The sequence below is a fragment of the Pseudomonas cedrina subsp. cedrina genome, assembly GCF_001983175.1.
Classification (GTDB): domain Bacteria; phylum Pseudomonadota; class Gammaproteobacteria; order Pseudomonadales; family Pseudomonadaceae; genus Aquipseudomonas; species Aquipseudomonas cedrina.
Genome location: NZ_MNPW01000018.1, coordinates 58,954 through 78,697, shown reverse-complemented (window position 1 = coordinate 78,697; position 19,744 = coordinate 58,954). Strand labels below are relative to the sequence as shown.

Annotated in this window: 17 protein-coding genes, 2 tRNA genes and 1 pseudogene; 10 read left to right on the top strand and 10 right to left on the bottom strand. The window is 60.9% G+C overall.

The window, feature by feature from the left end; genetic code table 11:
- Positions 1-28: 28 nt before the first annotated feature.
- Positions 29-2,476 (bottom strand): acyl-CoA dehydrogenase, encoded by a 2,448-nt coding sequence (locus BLL36_RS27815; RefSeq protein ID WP_076954803.1) that lies wholly within the window; start codon positions 2,474-2,476, stop codon positions 29-31.
- A gap of 145 nt (positions 2,477-2,621) precedes the next feature.
- Here BLL36_RS27815 and BLL36_RS31840 point away from each other — a divergent pair.
- The 4 genes and pseudogenes from BLL36_RS31840 to BLL36_RS27795 all read left to right on the top strand — a co-directional run.
- A pseudogene (locus tag BLL36_RS31840) lies at positions 2,622-2,738 on the top strand (cysteine protease); the annotation flags it as partial.
- Between the two features lie 92 nt (positions 2,739-2,830).
- Positions 2,831-3,448 (top strand): glutathione S-transferase family protein, encoded by a 618-nt coding sequence (locus BLL36_RS27805; protein ID WP_076954824.1) that lies wholly within the window; start codon positions 2,831-2,833, stop codon positions 3,446-3,448.
- A gap of 135 nt (positions 3,449-3,583) precedes the next feature.
- Complete coding sequence (locus BLL36_RS27800) at positions 3,584-4,516, top strand: ABC transporter ATP-binding protein (RefSeq protein WP_076954802.1); 933 nt, start codon at positions 3,584-3,586, stop codon at positions 4,514-4,516.
- Positions 4,513-5,292, top strand: a complete 780-nt coding sequence (locus BLL36_RS27795) for an ABC transporter permease (protein ID WP_076954801.1) — start codon at positions 4,513-4,515, stop codon at positions 5,290-5,292. Before BLL36_RS27800 ends, BLL36_RS27795 begins: the two co-directional genes overlap by 4 nt.
- Before the next feature lie 171 nt (positions 5,293-5,463).
- Here BLL36_RS27795 and BLL36_RS27790 read toward each other — a convergent pair whose 3' ends face one another.
- Entirely contained in the window at positions 5,464-6,003 is a 540-nt protein-coding gene (locus BLL36_RS27790; RefSeq protein WP_076954800.1) for a TetR/AcrR family transcriptional regulator, read from the bottom strand.
- Positions 6,004-6,094: 91 nt separating this feature from the next.
- On the opposite strand from BLL36_RS27790, the gene BLL36_RS27785 reads away from it, so the two are divergent.
- The 4 genes from BLL36_RS27785 (at position 6,095) to BLL36_RS27770 (ending at position 10,834) form a co-directional block, all read left to right on the top strand.
- Entirely contained in the window at positions 6,095-7,288 is a 1,194-nt protein-coding gene (locus tag BLL36_RS27785; RefSeq protein WP_076954799.1) for an MFS transporter, read from the top strand.
- 42 nt (positions 7,289-7,330) lie between these two features.
- Positions 7,331-7,642 (top strand): cupin domain-containing protein, encoded by a 312-nt coding sequence (locus BLL36_RS27780; protein WP_076954798.1) that lies wholly within the window; start codon positions 7,331-7,333, stop codon positions 7,640-7,642.
- Between the two features lie 107 nt (positions 7,643-7,749).
- Entirely contained in the window at positions 7,750-8,898 is a 1,149-nt protein-coding gene (locus BLL36_RS27775) for a TDT family transporter (protein ID WP_076954797.1), read from the top strand.
- A 67-nt stretch (positions 8,899-8,965) separates the two neighbouring features.
- Positions 8,966-10,834 (top strand): MFS transporter, encoded by a 1,869-nt coding sequence (locus BLL36_RS27770; protein WP_076954796.1) that lies wholly within the window; start codon positions 8,966-8,968, stop codon positions 10,832-10,834.
- Positions 10,835-10,951: 117 nt separating this feature from the next.
- Here the strand turns inward: BLL36_RS27770 and sugE are convergent, their stop codons facing one another.
- From sugE to rdgC, 3 genes are all read right to left on the bottom strand, one after another.
- Positions 10,952-11,266 (bottom strand): quaternary ammonium compound efflux SMR transporter SugE, encoded by a 315-nt coding sequence (sugE, locus tag BLL36_RS27765; protein ID WP_076954795.1) that lies wholly within the window; start codon positions 11,264-11,266, stop codon positions 10,952-10,954.
- 105 nt (positions 11,267-11,371) lie between these two features.
- Entirely contained in the window at positions 11,372-12,337 is a 966-nt protein-coding gene (locus BLL36_RS27760) for a bile acid:sodium symporter family protein (RefSeq protein WP_076954794.1), read from the bottom strand.
- Positions 12,338-12,521: 184 nt separating this feature from the next.
- Positions 12,522-13,442: a recombination-associated protein RdgC gene (gene rdgC / locus BLL36_RS27755; RefSeq protein WP_076954793.1), complete on the bottom strand. Its 921-nt coding sequence runs from the start codon at positions 13,440-13,442 to the stop codon at positions 12,522-12,524.
- Between the two features lie 159 nt (positions 13,443-13,601).
- On the opposite strand from rdgC, the gene BLL36_RS27750 reads away from it, so the two are divergent.
- A tRNA-Val gene (locus BLL36_RS27750) sits at positions 13,602-13,677 on the top strand.
- A 19-nt stretch (positions 13,678-13,696) separates the two neighbouring features.
- Positions 13,697-13,773: transfer RNA gene (locus BLL36_RS27745), tRNA-Asp, on the top strand.
- A 212-nt stretch (positions 13,774-13,985) separates the two neighbouring features.
- On the opposite strand, the gene BLL36_RS27740 is transcribed toward BLL36_RS27745, so the two are convergent.
- The 5 genes from BLL36_RS27740 to BLL36_RS27720 form a co-directional block, all read right to left on the bottom strand.
- Positions 13,986-14,975, bottom strand: coding sequence for an oligopeptide/dipeptide ABC transporter ATP-binding protein (locus tag BLL36_RS27740; protein WP_076954792.1), 990 nt, complete (start codon positions 14,973-14,975; stop codon positions 13,986-13,988).
- On the bottom strand, positions 14,972-16,003 hold the full coding sequence (locus BLL36_RS27735; RefSeq protein WP_076954791.1) for an ABC transporter ATP-binding protein: 1,032 nt from the start codon (positions 16,001-16,003) through the stop codon (positions 14,972-14,974). Before BLL36_RS27735 ends, BLL36_RS27740 begins: the two co-directional genes overlap by 4 nt.
- Positions 16,004-16,005: 2 nt before the next feature.
- Entirely contained in the window at positions 16,006-16,905 is a 900-nt protein-coding gene (ddpC, locus tag BLL36_RS27730) for a D,D-dipeptide ABC transporter permease (RefSeq protein ID WP_076954790.1), read from the bottom strand.
- 2 nt (positions 16,906-16,907) lie between these two features.
- Positions 16,908-17,924 carry an ABC transporter permease gene (locus BLL36_RS27725; RefSeq protein ID WP_076954789.1) on the bottom strand — a complete coding sequence of 339 codons (1,017 nt, stop codon included), beginning with the start codon at positions 17,922-17,924 and terminating at the stop codon, positions 16,908-16,910.
- A 106-nt stretch (positions 17,925-18,030) separates the two neighbouring features.
- Positions 18,031-19,587 carry an ABC transporter substrate-binding protein gene (locus BLL36_RS27720; RefSeq protein ID WP_076954788.1) on the bottom strand — a complete coding sequence of 519 codons (1,557 nt, stop codon included), beginning with the start codon at positions 19,585-19,587 and terminating at the stop codon, positions 18,031-18,033.
- Positions 19,588-19,744 lie beyond the last annotated feature (157 nt).

Here is a 19,744-nt window from a genome sequence, read left to right as displayed (position 1 = left end):
CGCGCCCGTTTTTATATGACCGTCGGAATCAGCGGACTTTACCCCCGGCCTGGGTCAGCTCTTCCTTGCTGAAGTCGTCCACATCAATGACCTTGCGGCGTGCGGCTTCGGCATCACGCAGGGTTTGCGCCTCGGCAGGTTGCAGTACCCCGGCGTGCAGCGCGGCATCGATGGCGTGCTCCCCGGCAGTCGGTTTGACCTGGCCGCTCTTGAGCGCGGCGTGCAGTTTTTTCTGCAGGGGATGGCTGGCGCCGAGCAGGTCGTAGGCCTGTTGCAGGGCGCCAACCGGATCTTGCGCCGATTGCGGGCGGTAGCAGCCGGCCAGTAACTCTTCCAGGGTCGGATCGCCTTTGGCCCGGCCGATCACTGCGGCGACTTCGGCATCCAGTGCGTCGGACGGCCCGGTGTGGCGACGGCCGAACGGGAACACGATGACCCGCAGGAGGCAGCCCAGGATTTTGTTCGGGAAGTTGCTCAGCAGTTCATCCAGTGCGCGTTCCGATTGACCGAGGCTTTCTTCCATGGCCCAGGCAAACAGTGGCTCCAGGTGATCCGGCGAATCAAGGTCGTGATAACGCTTGAGCGCGGCCGACGCCAGGTACATATGGCTCAGCACATCGCCCAGGCGTGCCGACAGGCGTTCGCGGCGCTTCAGCTCGCCACCCAGCAGCATCATGCTGAGGTCGGCCAACAGCGCAAAGGCGGCAGCCTGACGGTTGAGTGCGCGGAAGTAGCCCTGGCTCAAACGGTTGCCAGGGGCTTTTTCGAAGCGACCCACGCCAAGGTTCAGCACCAGCGTGCTGGCGGCGTTGCTCACGGCAAAACCGATATGCTGCATCAGCAGGCCATCGAACTCCTTCAGCGCCTGGTCGTGGTCTTCGCGACCGGCCAGGGCCATTTCCTTGAGCACGAAAGGATGGCAACGAATGGCGCCCTGGCCGAAGATCATCAGGTTGCGCGAGAGGATATTCGCGCCTTCCACCGTGATGAAGATCGGCGCGCCTTGCCAGCTGCGACCCAGGTAGTTGTTCGGGCCCATGATGATGCCCTTGCCGCCATGCACATCCATGGCGTGGCTGATGCATTCGCGACCACGCTCGGTGAGGTGGTACTTGAGGATCGCCGACAGCACCGAAGGTTTTTCCCCCAGGTCCACTGCATTGGCGGTGAGCATGCGCGCGCTGTCCATCAGCCAGGCATTGCCGCCGATGCGGGCCAGGGCCTCCTGGATACCTTCAAAGGCGGACAATGGCACGTTGAATTGTTCGCGTACCTGGGCGTATTGGCCGGTGACCAGGCTGGTGAATTTGGCCGCGCCGGTGCCCACGGCGGGCAGGGAAATCGAACGGCCGACGGAGAGGCAGTTCATCAGCATCATCCAGCCTTTGCCGAGCATCTCCTGGCCGCCGATCAGGTATTGCAGGGGGATGAACACATCCTTGCCGGAATTGGGACCGTTCATGAAAGCGGCGCCGAGGGGCAGGTGACGGCGGCCGATTTCCACCCCTGGGGTGTCGGTCGGGATCAATGCCAGGCTGATGCCCAGGTCTTCCTCTTCACCCAGCAGGTGGTCCGGGTCGTAGGCCTTGAACGCCAGCCCCAGCAGGGTCGCAACAGGGCCGAGGGTGATGTAGCGTTTTTCCCAATTCAAACGCAGGCCCAGGGTTTCCTTGCCTTCCCATTCACCTTTGCAGATCACGCCGGTATCGGGCATCGCGCCAGCATCGGAACCCGCCAACGGGCCGGTCAATGCGAAGCACGGGATGTCATCGCCGCGCGCCAGGCGCGGCAGGTAGTGGTTGCGTTGTTCGTCGGTGCCGTAGTGCAGCAGCAGTTCGGCCGGGCCCAGTGAGTTGGGCACCATCACGGTGGACGCCAGGTCACCGCTGCGGGTCGCGAGTTTCATCGCGACCTGGGAATGGGCATAGGCGGAGAAGCCCTTGCCGCCATACTCCTTGGGAATGATCAGGGCAAAGAAGCCATGGGTCTTGATGTGCTCCCATGCGGCGGGCGGCAGGTCCATGGCCTGGCCGATCTCCCAGTCGCTGACCATGGCGCAGAGTTCTTCGGTAGGGCCGTCGATGAAGGCCTGTTCCTCTTCGGTCAGTTGCACCTTGGGGTAGGCCAGCAATTTGTCCCAGTCGGGGCGACCGCTGAACAGTTCGCCGTCCCACCATACGGTGCCGGCATCGATGGCGTCGCGCTCGGTCTCGGACATCGGCGGCAGGACTTTCTGGAACCAGCTGAACAGCGGCCTGGTGAAGTATTGGCGGCGCAGGTCAGGCAGCAGCAACGGCGCGGCGACCAGTGCGATCAGCACCCAGAAAACCAGCAGCAGCCAACCCGGTGCGTGGCTCCAGGCGCCCATCGCCAGCAGGTAGACGGCAACCACGCCCAGGGCGGGCAGGGGCGCGACGCGGCGGTGTGCGAGGTAGGCGATGCCGACCACCAGAACCAGTATCCACAACAACAGCATATTCAATCCTCCGTGAAACCAGGGGCGAAACCACCAGGGAGCTTAGTCGGCATCCGAACAAGCGGGGTGATCAGGGTGTTACAAGTTGTACTGCAGCACCTGGCAATAGGCGCCGACATTGGGCCGAATCGGGGCGATGTGCGCCATGGACATGTACTTGCATCCCAGCCGCTTCATCGATAGTGACCACCCTGCGGTGGTGGAGTTCGCCGGAAAACCGCATGGGCCCCGCAGGTATCCAAGTGACCCGTCAGTCAGCGTTGATGGGGCGTTGCTAACCGATTCAAGCCACAGGTAAACCGGCGTATGCTGCTGCGTCATCCAGCCATGTTCATAAACACTAAAGGCGCGGTCATGCTGAAGATCTGGGGTCGTAAAAATTCATCAAACGTCAGGAAAGTGCTGTGGTGCGCCGAGGAACTCGGTCTGGACTATCAAGCCATTGATGCGGGCGGGGCGTTTGGGGTGGTCGATACACCGCAGTACCGGGCCCTGAACCCTAATGGCCGGGTGCCGATGATCGAGGACGGTGATTTTGTGTTGTGGGAATCCAACACCATCGTGCGTTATCTATGCGCCAGGCATGCATCGGACTTTTACCCGAACGACCTGCAAGCCCGGGCCAGTGCCGAAAAATGGATGGACTGGACCACGTCCACGCTCGCCGATCCGTTCAAGGCGGTGTTCTGGGGCATCCTGCGCACACCGGCCGACAAGCAGAACTGGGACAGTATCAACGCCGGGCGCCAAGCCTGTATCGATGCGCTCACCACGGTCGACCAGGCCCTCGCCGAACAGCCTTACCTGTCCGGCCAAGCGTTCGGCATGGGCGATATCCCGCTGGGCTGCTTTATTTACGCCTGGTTTGAAATGCCCATCGAAAGGCCTTCAATGCCGCATCTGGAGGCCTGGTACCAGCGCCTGCAACAACGTCCGGCCTACCGCACAGCCGTCATGACCGCGTTGACCTGATACTGACTATTAATGCAGGTGACTGTACTTGTGCCGCGCGGGCAAGCACCATGCCCGCCATGCACCGCAGGTTGAACTACCTGCGGTTCGCCCTCATCTACTCTTTCTATTCCCTTCTTTGGTGCGTAATCCGATATGAGTTCCGCTCTGTCCATCCGGCAGCTAACCAAAACCTACGGCAACGGTTTCCAGGCCCTGAGTGGTATCGATCTGGACGTTGCCGAAGGTGACTTCTTTGCCTTGCTCGGCCCCAACGGCGCCGGCAAATCCACCACCATCGGTATCCTCTCGACCCTGGTCAACAAGACCAGCGGCACGGTGAATATCTTCGGCCATGACCTGGACAAATCCCCGGCGGCGCTCAAGCGCTCCATCGGCGTGGTGCCCCAGGAATTCAATTTCAACCAGTTTGAAAAGACCTTCGACATCGTCGTGACCCAGGCCGGCTACTACGGCATCCCGATGAAAGTCGCCAAGGAACGCGCCGAGCAGTACCTGACTCAGCTGGGCCTGTGGGACAAGCGTGATGTGCCTTCGCGTTCGTTGTCCGGTGGCATGAAGCGCCGCCTGATGATCGCCCGCGCGCTGGTGCATGAACCGCGCCTGCTGATCCTCGACGAGCCCACCGCGGGCGTGGACATCGAGCTGCGTCGCTCGATGTGGACCTTTCTCACCGAGCTGAACGAGAAGGGCATCACCATCATCCTCACCACTCACTACCTGGAAGAGGCTGAGCAGTTGTGCCGCAACATCGGCATCATCGACCACGGCACCATTGTCGAGAACACCAGCATGCGTAACCTGCTGGGCCAGTTGCATGTGGAAACCTTCTTGCTCGACCTGAAAAACAACCTGTCGATACCGCCGCAGTTGCTCGGCTACCCGAGCCGCCTGGTCGACAGCCACACCCTGGAAGTGCAGGTGGACAAAGCCATGGGCATCACCGCGCTGTTCACGCAGTTGGCGGCCCAGAGCATCGAAGTGTTGAGCCTGCGTAATAAAACCAATCGCCTTGAGGAGTTGTTCGTGTCCCTGGTGGAGAAAAATCTGGCGAAGGTGGCGGTATGAGTTCCGAACTGCAACCCAACCTCGTCGCGCTGCAAACCATCGTCTATCGCGAAGTGAAGCGCTTTACCCGGATCTGGCCGCAGACCCTGCTGCCGCCGGCGATCACCATGGTCTTGTACTTCGTGATCTTCGGTAACCTGATCGGTCGGCAGATCGGCGACATGGGGGGGTTCACCTACATGGAGTACATCGTGCCGGGCCTGATCATGATGTCAGTGATCACCAACTCCTACGGCAACGTGGTCTCCAGTTTCTTCGGCAGCAAATTCCAGCGCTCCATCGAAGAGCTGATGGTATCGCCGGTGTCGCCGCACACTATCCTGATCGGCTATACCCTGGGCGGCGTGCTGCGTGGCCTGATGGTCGGCGTGATCGTGACCCTGTTGTCGCTGTTCTTCACCCACCTGCAGGTGCATCACCTCGGGGTCACCATCCTGGTGGTGGTACTCACGGCGACGATTTTTTCGCTGCTGGGCTTCATCAATGCGGTGTTCGCGCGCAACTTCGATGACATCTCGATCATCCCGACCTTCGTGCTGACGCCGCTGACCTACCTGGGCGGGGTGTTCTACTCCATTACCCTGCTGCCGCCGTTCTGGCAGACCGTGTCGCTGGCCAACCCGGTGCTGCACATGGTCAACGCCTTCCGCTACGGCATCCTGGGGGTGTCGGATATCAAGATCAGTGTGGCGATCACCTTCATGCTGGTGGCGACCGTGGTGTTGTATATCGGTTGCACGAAATTGCTAGTGAGCGGGCGCGGTATGCGTACCTGACCGCTGACGCTCCATAAAAATGGCCTCCCTGTGAGGCCATTTTTTTGGAGATACACAAAACAAATGTGGGAGCTGGCTTGCCTGCGATGGCATCAAATCGGTGTGCCTGATGTACCGAGGTGTCTGCATCGCAGGCAAGCCAGCTCCCACAGTTTGATCTGCGTACGGCCTTTAGTTTTTCAGGGCCAGTTCGATCAGTGCATGCAGTTCCTCGACCGTCGGCGGCGTAGTCGAGAACAGGATGCGAAACACCGTCGGCGCCGCCAACAGGTTGATCAGGTGGTCCACGCTGGGTCGCAAGTCATTCGGGTAGCGATCAACAATCGTCTGCAGCTGCCCGCTCAGGATGCTCACGCAATACCCCGGCGTCACGCTGCATTGCACGTCACGCATCATGTTGCGCCCCGGCTCCGAACTCATTTCATCCAGGTACTGCTCGGCCCAGGCCCGCAAGTCGCCGCGCAGGCTGCCGGTGTTGGCAGGCTCGCTGTCCGGGCGCATGCGTGCCAAAGCCACGTCCGCGAGCAACGCCGAGAGGTCGCCCCAGCGCCGGTAAATGGTCGAAGGCGTAACCCCCGCGCGAGCGGCAATCATCGGCACGGTGACACTGGAGCGCTCATGGGCTTGCAGCAGTTCACGCGTGGCGTTATGCACTGATTCCTGGACCCGGGCACTGCGGCCCCCCGGGCGAAGGCCTTCTTTAATTGCCATACGTAAAACCTTAACACAAAGAATTTGCTTTAAGCGCTCTCGGGTAGCACACTCCGCAAAAGCAAAATATTAGCTTTAGCGGAGCGTGCCCATGTCCAGCCCTGTTTCTCATCGTTCCAGCCTGGTGTTCCTTGCGATCACCTTGCTGACGTTTCTCGCGGCCTCCAGTGCGCCGACGCCGCTGTATCACCTGTATCAGGAAGGCCTGCATTTTTCTGCGGGCATGCTCACGCTGGTTTTCGGGGTTTACGCCTTGAGCCTGTTGGTGGCGCTGTTGACCGTGGGTTCACTGTCGGACCATCTGGGGCGCAAGCCAGTGATTTTTGCCGCGCTGCTTCTGAATATGCTGGCGATGCTGCTGTTCATCAATGAAGGCAGCGTCGCCTGGTTGATTGCCGCGCGGACCCTGCAGGGATTCGCCACCGGCATGGCCACCGCCGTGCTTGGCGCCGCCTTGCTTGACACGGATCGCCAGCAGGGGCCGCTGGTCAATAGCGTAGCGCCTTTGCTCGGGATGGCCTGCGGGGCGATGGGCAGTAGTTTGCTGGTGGAGTTCGCGCCTCTGCCAACCCAGTTGATCTACTGGATGCTACTCGCGCTGATGCTGTTACAAGCCGTGTATGTATGGCGCCTGCCGGAAACCGTCAGTCGCATCCCCGGCGCACTCGCTTCTTTGCGCCCGACCCTGCACGTACCGCCGCAAGCACGCCGGGCACTGTGGCTGGCCTTGCCGGTCGATGTGGCGGTGTGGGCAATGGGTGGGTTTTATTTGTCGCTGGCGCCCTCGCTGGTACGGGCGGCGACGGGATCCACCTCCAATTTGATCGGCGGCGGTCTGGTGGCGGTGCTGACGCTCAGCGGTGCACTGATGATCTTCACGTTGCGCAACCGCCCGGCCGACAAGGTGCTGCGCCTCGGCGCCGGGTTGCTGGCCGTGGGAGTGACCTTGATCCTCACGGCCGTACACAGCGCCAGCCTGCCGCTGTTCTTCGTCGCCACCCTGATCGCCGGCAGTGGTTTCGGCGCGGGCTTTCTCGGTGCCTTGCGCAGCGTGGTGCCGCTGGCCTTGCCCCACGAGCGCGCGGGGCTGATGTCGGCGTTCTATGTGTTGAGCTACCTGGCGTTCTGTTTGCCGTCCCTGCTGGCGGGCAACTTGATTCGCAGCTTCGGCCTGATCGCCACCACCGATGGCTACGGCGCGGTGCTCATTGTGTTGTCCGTCGGTGCCCTGATCGGTCTGCTGCTGCAGGATTCGGCGCGGGCCAGGGCGACGACAGGGGGCTGATGGGTATAATCGGTGCCCCTATCGCCTGGTCGAGATTCAAGCATGAAGATCATCCGCAGCAAGGACTTCACTGGCAGCCGTGCCTGGGAGGCGCTGGACATCGCCACTATGAACGGCATTACCACGCGTTTGCACTGGACGGACCAACCGTATCGCTGGCACATCAACGACGGTGAAGAAGTGTTCGTGGTGCTCGACGGTCGGGTGCAGATGCACTACCGCGACAACGGCTTCGAACAGGTGGCGGAACTGCAAGTCGGCGATATTTTTTACGCCAGCATTGGCACCGAGCACGTGGCGCATCCACAGGGACCGGCGCGTATTCTGGTGATTGAAAGCGAAGGCAGCGTTTGACGATATATAGGTAAAACAGATAGTAGATAGAGATATTACCCGTTATATAGATATTCGATCAGGTTCTACCATGGCCTCACCCTCATACGAGGAAGAGGATTGCCATCATGACCTGCTCGACTACCCTCAGCTACAGACCCTTCAGTCATCTGTCCCGTCCCCGGGAAGTGATCCGCCAGTTCACCCCGAACTGGTTTGCCGCGACCATGGGCACCGGCGTGCTGGCGCTGGCCCTGGCGCAACTGCCCGTCGATTGGCTCGGCCTGTACACCGTGGCCGAAGGGCTGTGGCTGTTCACCATCGGCCTGTTTGTCCTGTTCAGCGGGTTGTACGCGGCCCGCTGGCTGATGTTTTTCCACGAGGCTCGGCGGATTTTCGGGCACTCCACGGTCTCGATGTTCTTCGGCACCATTCCCATGAGCCTTGCGACTATTCTCAATGGCTTGCTGTTGTTCGGCCTGCCGCGCTGGGGCAGCGACGTGATACCGCTGGCCGAAGCCCTGTGGTGGCTGGACGTGGCCATGGCGCTGGCCTGCGGGGTGCTCATCCCGTTCATGATGTTCACGCGCCAGGAACATAGCATCGACCAGATGACGGCCGTCTGGCTGCTGCCGGTGGTTGCCGCCGAAGTCGCCGCCGCCAGCGGTGGCTTGCTCGCGCCGCACCTGGCTGACGCCCATGCGCAACTGGTGATGCTGGTGACCAGCTACGTGCTGTGGGCTTTTTCCCTGCCGGTGGCGTTCAGCATCCTGACCATCCTGATGCTGCGCATGGCCTTGCACAAATTGCCCCACGCCAATATGGCGGCCTCGAGCTGGCTGGCGCTGGGCCCGATCGGCACGGGTGCGCTCGGCATGCTGCTGTTGGGCGGCGATGCGCCGGCGATTTTCGCGGCCAACGGTTTGCCGGGTGTCGGTGAAATGGCCAATGGCCTCGGCCTGGTGGCAGGTATCACGCTGTGGGGCTTCGGCCTCTGGTGGATGCTTATCGCGGTGCTGATTACTCTGCGTTATCTGCGCGCCGGCATCCCGTTCAACCTGGGCTGGTGGGGGTTTACCTTCCCGTTGGGTGTGTATGCGCTGGCGACCCTGAAGCTGGCGAGCCTGTTGCACCTGGGGTTCTTCAGCGTATTCGGCAGTGTGCTGGTGATGGCGTTGGCGTTGATGTGGCTGATCGTCGCCAGGCGCACCGTGCAGGGCGCGTACAAAGGTGAGCTTTTTGTTTCTCCGTGTATTGCGGGACTAGGGAATAAGTAAGCGGGATTAGGTAAAGTCGTGGCCTGAATGCTTTTACAAAAAAATAGGCCACCCAGGAACACGGACGATGAGCCACCCCTCGCAATTCACCTTGCTGCGCACACGGCGCTTCCTGCCGTTTTTCATCACCCAGTTGCTGGGCGCGTTCAACGACAACATCTTCAAGCAATCGCTGATCCTGGCCATTCTCTACAAGCTCAGCATCGAGGGCGACCGCTCGATTTGGGTCAACCTGTGCGCGTTGCTGTTCATCCTGCCGTTCTTCCTGTTCTCGGCGCTGGCCGGGCAGTTTGGCGAGAAATTCAACAAGGACGCCCTGATCCGCGCGATCAAGATCGGCGAGATCGTGATCATGGCCGTGGGCGCCACCGGTTTCCTGACCAACCACCTGGAATTGATGCTGCTGGCGCTGTTTGCCATGGGCACCCACTCGGCGCTGTTCGGGCCGGTCAAGTACTCGATCATGCCCCAGGCCCTGCACGACGATGAGCTGGTGGGCGGCAACGGCCTGGTGGAAATGGGCACGTTCCTGGCCATCCTGGCGGGCACCATTGGCGCCGGGATCATGATGTCGTCCACCCATTACGCGCCGGTGGTGGCGGTGGCGATTGTCGCCGTGGCGGTGTTGGGTTACCTGGCCAGCCGCAGCATTCCGCGGGCGGCCGCGTCGACTCCTGGGTTGCGCTTGAACTGGAACATTTTCAGCCAATCCTGGGCCACGTTGCGCCTGGGCCTGGGGCAGACGCCGGCCGTTTCGCGCTCCATCGTCGGTAACTCGTGGTTCTGGTTCGTCGGTGCGATCTACCTGACGCAGATCCCGGCCTACGCCAAGGAATGGTTGTACGGCGACGAAACCGTGGTGACGCTGATCCTCACCGTATTTTCGGTGGGTATCGCGCTGGGTTCGATGCTCTGCGAAAAGCTCTCCGGGCGTAAGGTGGAAATCGGCCTGGTGCCGTTCGGTTCATTCGGCCTGACCGTGTTCGGCTTGTTGCTGTGGTGGCACTCCGGCGGTTTCCCGCAGAACGTGCAGGCCAACGACTGGCTCGCCGTGCTCGGTTATGGCCAGGCGTGGTGGGTGCTGTTTGATATTCTCGGCCTGGGCGTGTTCGGCGGCTTCTATATCGTGCCGCTGTATGCGCTGATCCAGTCGCGCACCGCCGAGCACGAGCGTGCGCGCGTGATCGCCGCCAACAACATTCTCAATGCCTTGTTCATGGTGGTCTCGGCGATCGTGTCGATCCTGCTGCTGAGCGTGGCCAAGCTGTCGATCCCCGAGTTGTTCCTGGTGGTGTCGCTGCTCAACATCGCGGTCAACACCTATATCTTCAGGATCGTCCCCGAGTTCACCATGCGTTTCATGATCTGGCTGCTCAGCCATTCCATGTACCGTGTGGAACACCGCAACCTTGCCGCCATTCCGGATGAGGGCGCGGCGTTGCTGGTGTGCAATCACGTTTCGTTTGTCGATGCGCTGCTGATCGGCGGCGCGGTGCGTCGACCGATTCGCTTTGTCATGTACTACAAGATCTACCGCTTGCCGGTGCTCAACTTTATCTTCCGCACCGCCGGGGCGATTCCGATTGCCGGGCGCAATGAAGATATCCAGATCTACGAAAAGGCATTCACGCGGATTGCGCAGTATCTGAAGGAAGGGGAGTTGGTGTGCATCTTCCCCGAAGGCAAGTTGACCGCCGATGGCGAGATGAACGAGTTTCGCGGTGGCGTGACGCGCATTCTGGAGGAGACGGCGGTGCCGGTGATTCCGATGGCGTTGCAGGGGCTGTGGGGGAGTTTCTTCAGTCGCGATCCGAACAAGGGTTTTTTGCGTCGGATCTGGTCACGGGTGGTGTTGGTGGCGGGTGAGCCGGTGGACGGGCCGACACCGGCGCGATTGCAGGAGGTGGTGAGCGGGTTGCGGGGGAGTGTCAGGTAGTTTTTTGTTGGATCTACCGGCCTCATCGCAGGCAAGCCAGCTCCCACATTAGACCGTATTCACATGAACAACTCGGTCAAATTTGGGAGCAGGCTTGCCTGCGAAAGCGGTAGTGGCCTAAGTGCTGATCTTGAGACCAATGAGCCCGCAGATGATCAATGCCACACTGGCCAGTCGGAATAACGCCATGGATTCCCCAAACAGGACAATCCCGGCGATCACCGTGCCCACGGCACCCACGCCGGTCCAGATCGCGTAGGCGGTGCCCAGGGGCAGCTCCTTCATGGCCAGGCCCAGCAGGCCGAGGCTGACGGCCATGGCGACAATCGTCAGGACAGTAGGCAGCGGCTTGCTGAAGCCGTCGGTGTACTTCAGGCCGACGGCCCAGCCGACTTCAAACAAACCCGCAAAAAACAGAATGATCCAGGACATGATGACCTCGCTTTTTCAGGCGGGGTCGTCCCCGGATTCAACGCTCGTTGGCACCGCGAGGTCGTCCCCGCGAAGCGCGTAGAGTGCCGAAAATGGATCAGGCGATCAAGTTTTCGAAGTGTTCTCCAAGACGCGACGGTCTTCCTTTTCGCTCATGCGGCGGAAGTAGGTCGACAGCAGTGCTCCGGAAATATTGTGCCAGACGCTGAACAATGCACTCGGCACCGCCGCCAGCGGCGAAAAATGCGCGCTGGCCAGCGCGGCGCCCAGCCCGGAATTCTGCATGCCCACTTCCAGCGCCAGCGACTTGCGCTGCGCCAACGGCAACTTGAACACGCGGCCGGTGAAATAGCCCAGCAGGTAACCGAAGCTGTTGTGCAGCATCACCACCGCCATGATCAACAGGCCCGACTCGGCAATCTTCGCCTGGCTCGCCGCAACCACCGCCGCGACGATGATAACGATGCTGACCACCGAGACCAGCGGCAACACATCCACCGCATGGCGCACCCTGTCACCGAGCACACGTTGCGCCAGTACTCCCAGCACGATCGGCAGCAGCACCACTTGCAGGATCGACCAGAACAATTCCATGAACGACACCGGCAGCCAGGCCGAGGCCAGCAGCCAGATCAGCGCCGGCGTGAGCAGCGGGGCGAGGAGGGTGGTGACGGCGGCGATGGCCACCGACAACGCCAGGTCGCCCCGCGCCAGCCAGGTCATCACGTTGGACGAGGTGCCGCTTGGGCAACACCCGACCAGGATCACGCCGACGGCAATTTCCGGCGGCAAGTGAAAAGCCTGGCACAGCAACCAGGCCACGCCGGGCATGATCACAAAATGCGCGACCACGCCCAGGGCCACGCGCCACGGATGGCGGGCGACCTCGGCGAAGTCATCCATCTTGAGCGTCAGCCCCATGCCGAACATCACCAGGCCCAACAGTGGGACGATGGCGCTTTTAAGGCCGATGAACCAGCCGGGTTCCAGGAAGGCGACGACGGCGAAGATCAACACCCAGTAGGCGAAGGTATTGCCGACGAAGCGGCTCAAGGCGGCGAGTGCGCGCATGGGGGATGTCCTTGTTATTTTGAGTGCTTGAAGTGCAAGCCCGATCGAATGTGTGAGCAGGCTTGTGTGGGAGCTGGCTTGCCTGCGATAGCATCAACTCGATCTAAATCAAGACCGAGGTGCCTGCATCGCGGGCAAGCCCGGCTCCCACACGGACCGTGCCCACATAAGGCCTGTGTCGCCTCTAGATACCCTGTGGAGTCTCTTCACCGCCCAGCGCTTCAACCAACGCCGGCAGGAACTCACCAAACGTCAGCATCATCAGGGTAAAGCTTGCGTCCAACTGGCCCAGGGCTTCTTCACCACCGTCCTGTTCCGCCTGGTCCTGCAGCAGGTCTTCGAACTTCAGGCGCTTGACGGTCATCTTGTCGTCGAGCATGAAGGACAGCTTGTCCTGCCAGGCCAGGGACAGTTGGGTCACGACCTTGCCGGTGGTCAGGTGCAGCTGGATCTCTTCGCCGGTCAGGTCCTGGCGCTTGCAACGCACAATGCCGCCGTCTTCGTGGGTATCGCGCAGCTCGCATTCGTCGAGCACGAAGAAGTCATCGGCCGGCTTCTGGGTGGTGACCCAGTCGGTCATGATTGCGGTTGGCGCGGTTTTCACCGTAAGTGGGCGAACCGGCAGGGTGCCGATCACTTCACGCAGGGTCGACAGCAGGTCTTCGGCGCGTTTCGGGCTCGCCGAGTTCACCAGGATCAGGCCCTGTTTCGGCGCGATGGCGGCGAAGGTCGACGAGCGACGGATAAACGCGCGCGGCAGGAAGGCCTGGATGATTTCGTCCTTGATCTGGTCGCGTTCCTTCTTGTAGACCTTGCGCATTTGCTCGGCCTCGATCTCTTCGACCTTCTCCTTGAGCGCGTCACGTACGACGCTGCCCGGCAGGATGCGTTCTTCCTTGCGCGCGGCGATCAGCAAGAAATCTCCGCTGACGTGTACCAACGGCGCGTCTTCACCTTTACCAAAAGGCGCAACGAAACCGTAAGTGGTCAGTTCCTGGCTTGCGCAAGGGCGCGCCAGTTTGGTGGCCATGGCCGCTTCCAACGCCTCGGCATCAACAGGCAGATCTTGGGTCAGGCGATAGATAAGCAGGTTCTTGAACCACATGGGGTGAGTCTCTCCTTTATACAAAGGGGGGCATTATTCTCTTGATAACGTCCCAGGCCAACCCTGCCTAAGCCATTGGAAGCTATCAAAAAAAAGATTTAAGAAAGTGCTTGCCAGACCCAGGGTCGCTCCGTAGAATGCGCGCCACACCGAAACGAAGGGTGATTAGCTCAGCTGGGAGAGCATCTGCCTTACAAGCAGAGGGTCGGCGGTTCGATCCCGTCATCACCCACCATTCGCTTCAAGTGTTACGCGCAGCGGTAGTTCAGTCGGTTAGAATACCGGCCTGTCACGCCGGGGGTCGCGGGTTCGAGTCCCGTCCGCTGCGCCATATTCGGTTACCTGGAACGCTGAACGCCAGGTACCACAGGAAACCCGCTCATTGAGCGGGTTTTTTTTCGTCTGCAGAATTTCACTGGAATCCATCTCCAGCCACGCTACCGTGGGCGGGTGGCGGCGCCAACCCCGTGGGTTGTCAGGCCAAGCGGGAACAAGCCCCTTCGCCACAAAGAGATTCCTCAGCCGTAGACAGTGTGTAAATACCTATGCCTGCGCTTCCAGATGACAGCGGACATGTTCGGCGCCACCGGACGCTCTGGCCGGTAGCAGCGCCTGGGGCTGATCGCAGCCCAGGGTCGCCTTCGGGCAACGGTCGCGGAAAAAGCAGCCGGTGGGCAGGTTGCGATTACCGGGCAACTCAGTCGGTGCCGAGGCATGTGCATCGTCCACGCTGACGCCCAGGCGGGGCACGGCCTCGAGCAGCAATTGCGTATACGGATGGCGCGGGTGCTCCAGCACTTGCGCCGCGCTGCCCAGCTCTACAATTTGCCCCAAATACATGACGGCCACCCGTTCAGCCATGTGGCGCACCACGGACACGTTGTGTGAAATCAGGATGTAGGTCAGCCCGCGCTTGCGCTGCAGCTCGCTTAAAAGATTGAGGATTTGCGCCTGCACGGAAATGTCCAGGGCAGAGGTCGGCTCATCAAGCACGATAATGTCCGGATCCGACGACAGCGCCCGCGCGATCGCGATGCGTTGGCGTTGCCCTCCGGAAAATTGATGAGGGTAGCGGTCCAGGTACTCGGTCCTGATGCCGACTTGCGTAGCGACTTTCGCGGCGATCTCGCGCATCTCGCGACGAGGCATGCGCCCCTGTACGAACAGCGGCTCAGTGATGATTTTCCAAACCGGCAGGCGCGGGTCCAGCGAGGACTGCGGGTCCTGGAACACGATCTGGACATGATTGCTGCGTTCGCTGTCGTTGCGGTAGACCCAATCGAGCTTGCCGGCCGTGGGTTTGATCAAGCCCATCAACAGTTGCGCCAGGGTGCTCTTGCCGCAGCCCGATTCGCCCACGATGCCCAGGGTTTCACCGGCTTGCACATCCAGGTCAATGCCATTGAGGGCGTGGGCGACCGCTTTAGGCCTGCCCAGCCAGTCAGTGCCCATCGGGTAATGAACCCTGACGTCCTGCAACCCCAGGAGGGCGGGGCGAGTGGCGGGGCAAGGGGACGCGGCGACATCATTCATGATTGCAACTCCAGGGAGGTCCGGGGCGTCTCGACCAGCCAGCAGGCGCTCTGATGGCCCGTCTCGGAATCGAGGCTCTGCATCGGCGGCCGTTCGGCACAGCGCGGCATTGCATAGCCGCAGCGGTCGCGAAACGTGCAGCCCTCGGGTAATGCCGACAGGTTGGGCACCTGGCCGGGAATGGTCATCAGGTCCTGGCCCGGCTCGACCTGTTCCGGCAGGCCGAGGAGCAAGCCCTTCGTATAGGGATGACGCGGGTCAGCCATCACCTCGGCGGTCGTGCCTTGCTCGACCACCGCGCCGGTGTACATCACATACACACGGTCGCAGAACTGCGAAACCAGGGCCATGTCGTGGGTGATCAGCAGAATCGCAGTACCCCGCTGGCGGGCCTTTTCGCGCAGCAGCAGCAAGACCTGGCGCTGCACGGTGACATCGAGCGCGGTGGTCGGCTCGTCGGCGATCAGCAACTGCGGATCACAGGAGAACGCCAAGGCGATCATCACCCGCTGACGCATGCCGCCGGACAGTTCGAAGGGATAACTGTTCATGACCTGCTCGGGGTCGGCAATGTGCATGTCCCGCAGCAGGGCGATGGCTTTCGCGCGGGCATCGTACCTGCTCAGCTGCTGGTGATGGATGATCACATCGAGCATCTGGCGGCCAATGCGCCGCGTCGGGTTGAGCGCTGTCATAGGCTCTTGAAAAATCATCGCGACGTCTTTGCCACGCACCTTGAGCAGGTCCTTTTCTGGCGCGGCGAGCATGTCGCGTCCGAGAATGTGCAGCGCGCCGCTTTTCACTTCGTAGGCACGCTCGGGCAGTAAGCGCATGCTCAGCATGGCGGTCACCGATTTTCCCGAGCCGGACTCTCCGATCACGCCGACAATTTCGCCGGCTTTGACTTCCAGGGAGACACCGTTGAGTGCTTTCACGGTGCTGCGATAGGCCGGGAATTCAATGCGCAGGTTGTCGATGGACAGCACGGATTCGCGCGAGGAAGCAATGACGGGTGATTGACTGGACATGTTCATTTCCCCTGCTGGCGCGGGTCGAGCAGGTCGCGTACACCGTCGCCCAATAAGTTGAATCCGGTCGCCGTTATCAGGATCGCGACCCCTGGAAAGGTGGAATACCACCATTGGTCCAGAATGTAGTTACGCCCGGTCGCGACCATTGCGCCCCATTCTGCGGTCGGCTGCTGCGCGCCCAGACCGATGAAACCCAGTGCGGAGGCCATCAATATCGCGCTGCCGATATCCAGGCTCAGTTGCACCAGCAGGGGCGGCATGGCGTTGCGGGCAACGTGCCAGCTCACCATATGCCAGCGGCCCGCACCGAAGGTCTCGGCGGCTTTTACATAGCCCATCTGTCGAATGCTCAAGGCCTGGCCGCGCGCCAGGCGTACGTAGAACGGGATGCGGACCAGGGTAATCGCCAGCATCGCATTGAACAGGCTGGGCCCCAGCGCCGCGGCCAGTGCCATGATCAGCACGAGTGAGGGCACCGAAAGCATGATGTCCATCATGCGCATCATCAGGCTGTCGAAGCGCCCGCCGATGATCCCGGACAGACAGCCGAGCAGGCCACCGGCTAGGCACGCGGTAAATGCCACGAACAGGCCGACGCCCACTGATTGCTGGCTGCCGTACAAGACCCGGCTGAACAGGTCGCGACCGACTTCATCGGTACCGAACCAGTGTTGCGCCGAAGGCGCCGCCAGCCGTTGCGCCAGGTTCAACGCGTTCGGGTCATGGGTCGCCAGCCAGGGCGCGAACAGCATCACCAGCAGCACCGCGAGCGTGATCAGCAGCCCGGCCATGGTCAAAGGGCTGCGCCGCAACTGGTGGGCCAGGTACGCGAGTTTGTCCTGCCAGCGGTTCATTTTCGGCAACGGCGTCACCGCGGGCGCCATAAGGGAATCAGTCATGGTCAGTTGACCTCGCCAATGCGTGGGTCGATCAAGCGATACAGCAGATCGATCGTCATGTTGAGCAGCACGTAGATGAACGACACCAGAATGGCGAAGCCCATGACGGCGGGAAAATCCAGGGATTGGATCGATTTGACCACGTAGGCGCCCATGCCCGGCCACGCGAAGACGGTCTCGGTCAGCACGGCGCCATACAACAGGTCGCCGAGGGTCAAGCCCAGCACGGTGATCGACGGAATCAGAGCATTCGGCAGCGCGTGGCGCAGAATCACCGTCCATTTCGACAACCCGTAGGCGCGTGCCGTGCGTATGTAGTCCTCGCCGAGCTGATCGAGCATCGCCGAGCGAATCTGCCGCGCGATGACCCCCAGGTTGACGAACCCCAGGGTAATTGCCGGCAGGATGAGGTGCTTGAGCGCATTGGAAAACAGTGCCCAGTCCCCGGCAATCAGTGAATCGATCAGGTAGAAGCCGGTGAAGGTCGGTGGTGGGGTCAACCCTTCATCGAGTCGCCCGCTGCCGGGGAGCCAGTTCAGGTGGCCGTAGAACACCACGATCAGGCCCAGGCCGAGCCAGAAGGCCGGGGTCGAAATGCCGGTCACCGCCAGTGTTCGCGCGATCTGGTCGATAAGGCGATTGTGGTAGACCGCCGACAACACGCCGAGCGGGACGCCCACCAGGATCGACAACGTCAGCGCCGCGAAGGCCAGCTCCAGGGTGGCGGGGAAGAACGCCTGCAAATCCTCGAGCACCGGTCGGCTGGTTCTGATCGAGGTGCCAAGGTCGCCATGAAACAGGTCGAGCATGTAGCGCCCGTATTGCTGATACAGCGGCAGATCCAGGCCCAATTGATGCCGGATATTCTCGACAATCGCATCCGTGGCCCGATCACCTGCGATCAGGCGTGCCGGATCGCCCGGGATCAGGTGTGAAATCGAAAAGGTGATCAGCGAAACGCCGAACACCACCAGGAGGAGGCCGCCGAGGCGTTTTCGCAGGATATTCAGGAAGGCCATGAGGCACCTCGGTCACACGGTGAATGGGCAGAGCAAAAAGTGTCTTGCGGGCATGGCGTTGCAGCGGCCCCGCGCGCACTGCGGGACCGCTGTCAGCGACAGTGCCTTACTTGGTGATCGTGCCGATGTTGAATACTTGTTCGAGCATCGGGTTGAACACATACCCTTTGACCTTGTCGCTCATCGGCAAGGTGTAGGCTTTCTGGTAGAGATAGGCGTAGACGCTGTCGTTGAGCACGATCTTCTGCGCCTGTTGATACAGCTCGACACGCTTGGCCATCTCGTTGGTGGTGGCCGACTCACGAATGAGCTTGTCGACCGCCGGGTTTTCGTACATCGAACGGTTGCCCGCCAGGCCCTTGAGCTTGGAGTCGAAGAAGAAGTTCATGAACATGTAGGGGTCGGCAAAGTCCGGGCTCCATGAACCGATGGCAATGTCGAAATCACCTGAACCCAGGCGTTCGCGCATGCTGGCGTTGGCCAGCTTTTCCATCTTCAGGTTGACGCCAAGTGACTGCAGGCCGGCTTGCAAGGTCAAGCCGATGGGTTCCCAGTTCGGGTCTTTGTCGGAATACATGAAGGTCAGGTTGCTGACCTTTGGCGAGACCTTGGCCAGGTCCGCCTTGGCTTTGGTCAGGTCTTGTTTCAGCGCCGGCAGCGTTTCGTCATACGCCCACATGCCTTGAGGGATAGGGCCGTTCAGCGGTTTTGCCTTGCCCCCCAGGATGCCCTGGATAATCCCGTTGTAGTCGACTGACTCGATAATCGCGCGACGGGCATCCGGGTTGCTCATCGGTGCTTTCTGAGTGTTCAGATAGAGCATCGTTACGCGCAGCGACGGGTAATCGCCGATCACGATCCCGGGCTTTTTCGCCAGGGCCTGGAGCTGGTCCTCGGGCATGTCTTCGATGATATCCAGGTCGCCATGTTCGAGTTGCAGGCGCCGTACCGAGGCTTCGCCGATGATTTTCACGACCACTTTGTTCAGGGTTGGCTTGGGTCCGGCGTAGTAGCTGTTCTGTTCCAGGGTCAGGGCCTGGCCTTTCTGCCAGTTGACCAGTTTGAACGCGCCGGAGCCGGCGGTATGCGTCGACAGGTAGGTTTCGGCACCTTCAGGCTTTTTGGCGACGGCCGGGTTGACGATGGCCGCGCCGTTGTGTGCCAGTGTCGACAGGAACGGTGCGTATGGCGCTTTCAAGGTAAAGCGCACGGTCATCGGGTCGACGGTGCTGACGACCATGTCCTCGGGGAAAGCGCCCGACGGCCCTTGTTTGAGTTTCATCACGCGATCGAAGGAAAACTTGACCGCCTCTGCATTCACCTCGGTTCCGTCATCGAACTTATTGCCGGGCTTGAGCTTGAACTCCCAGGTCAATTTGTCCGGCGAGGTCGACCAGTTGGCGGCGAGTTCACCCTCGACTTCGGTGCTGCCTTTGCCGTTCTCGGTCTTGTAGGTCACCAGGCGCTGATAAGCGGGGTAGGTGATTGCCCAATCGTTATTATCGATGGTTACCGCCGGGTCGAGCGTCTGCGGATCGGACGGTTTGCCGATCATCAGCGTGTCCTGGGACACGGCCGCGCTTGCCGATTGCCAGGTGCCGAGGCCCATGGCCGTGACGAAAACAGCCATCGCCAGATGACGAGGTGCAAGGATTGATTTCATGCCGGTTCCTTTATCGTTCGATGTATGGAATTTTTCCAGGTTTATTATTGGTGCTATACCGGGCAGTAAAAATGGGAGGCATCAGCGCATCCCAGGCGTGCTATCCACGTTGGTCCGTGAAGTGGCAACGTGTTCTAAGCCGGGATTCATTGATGTC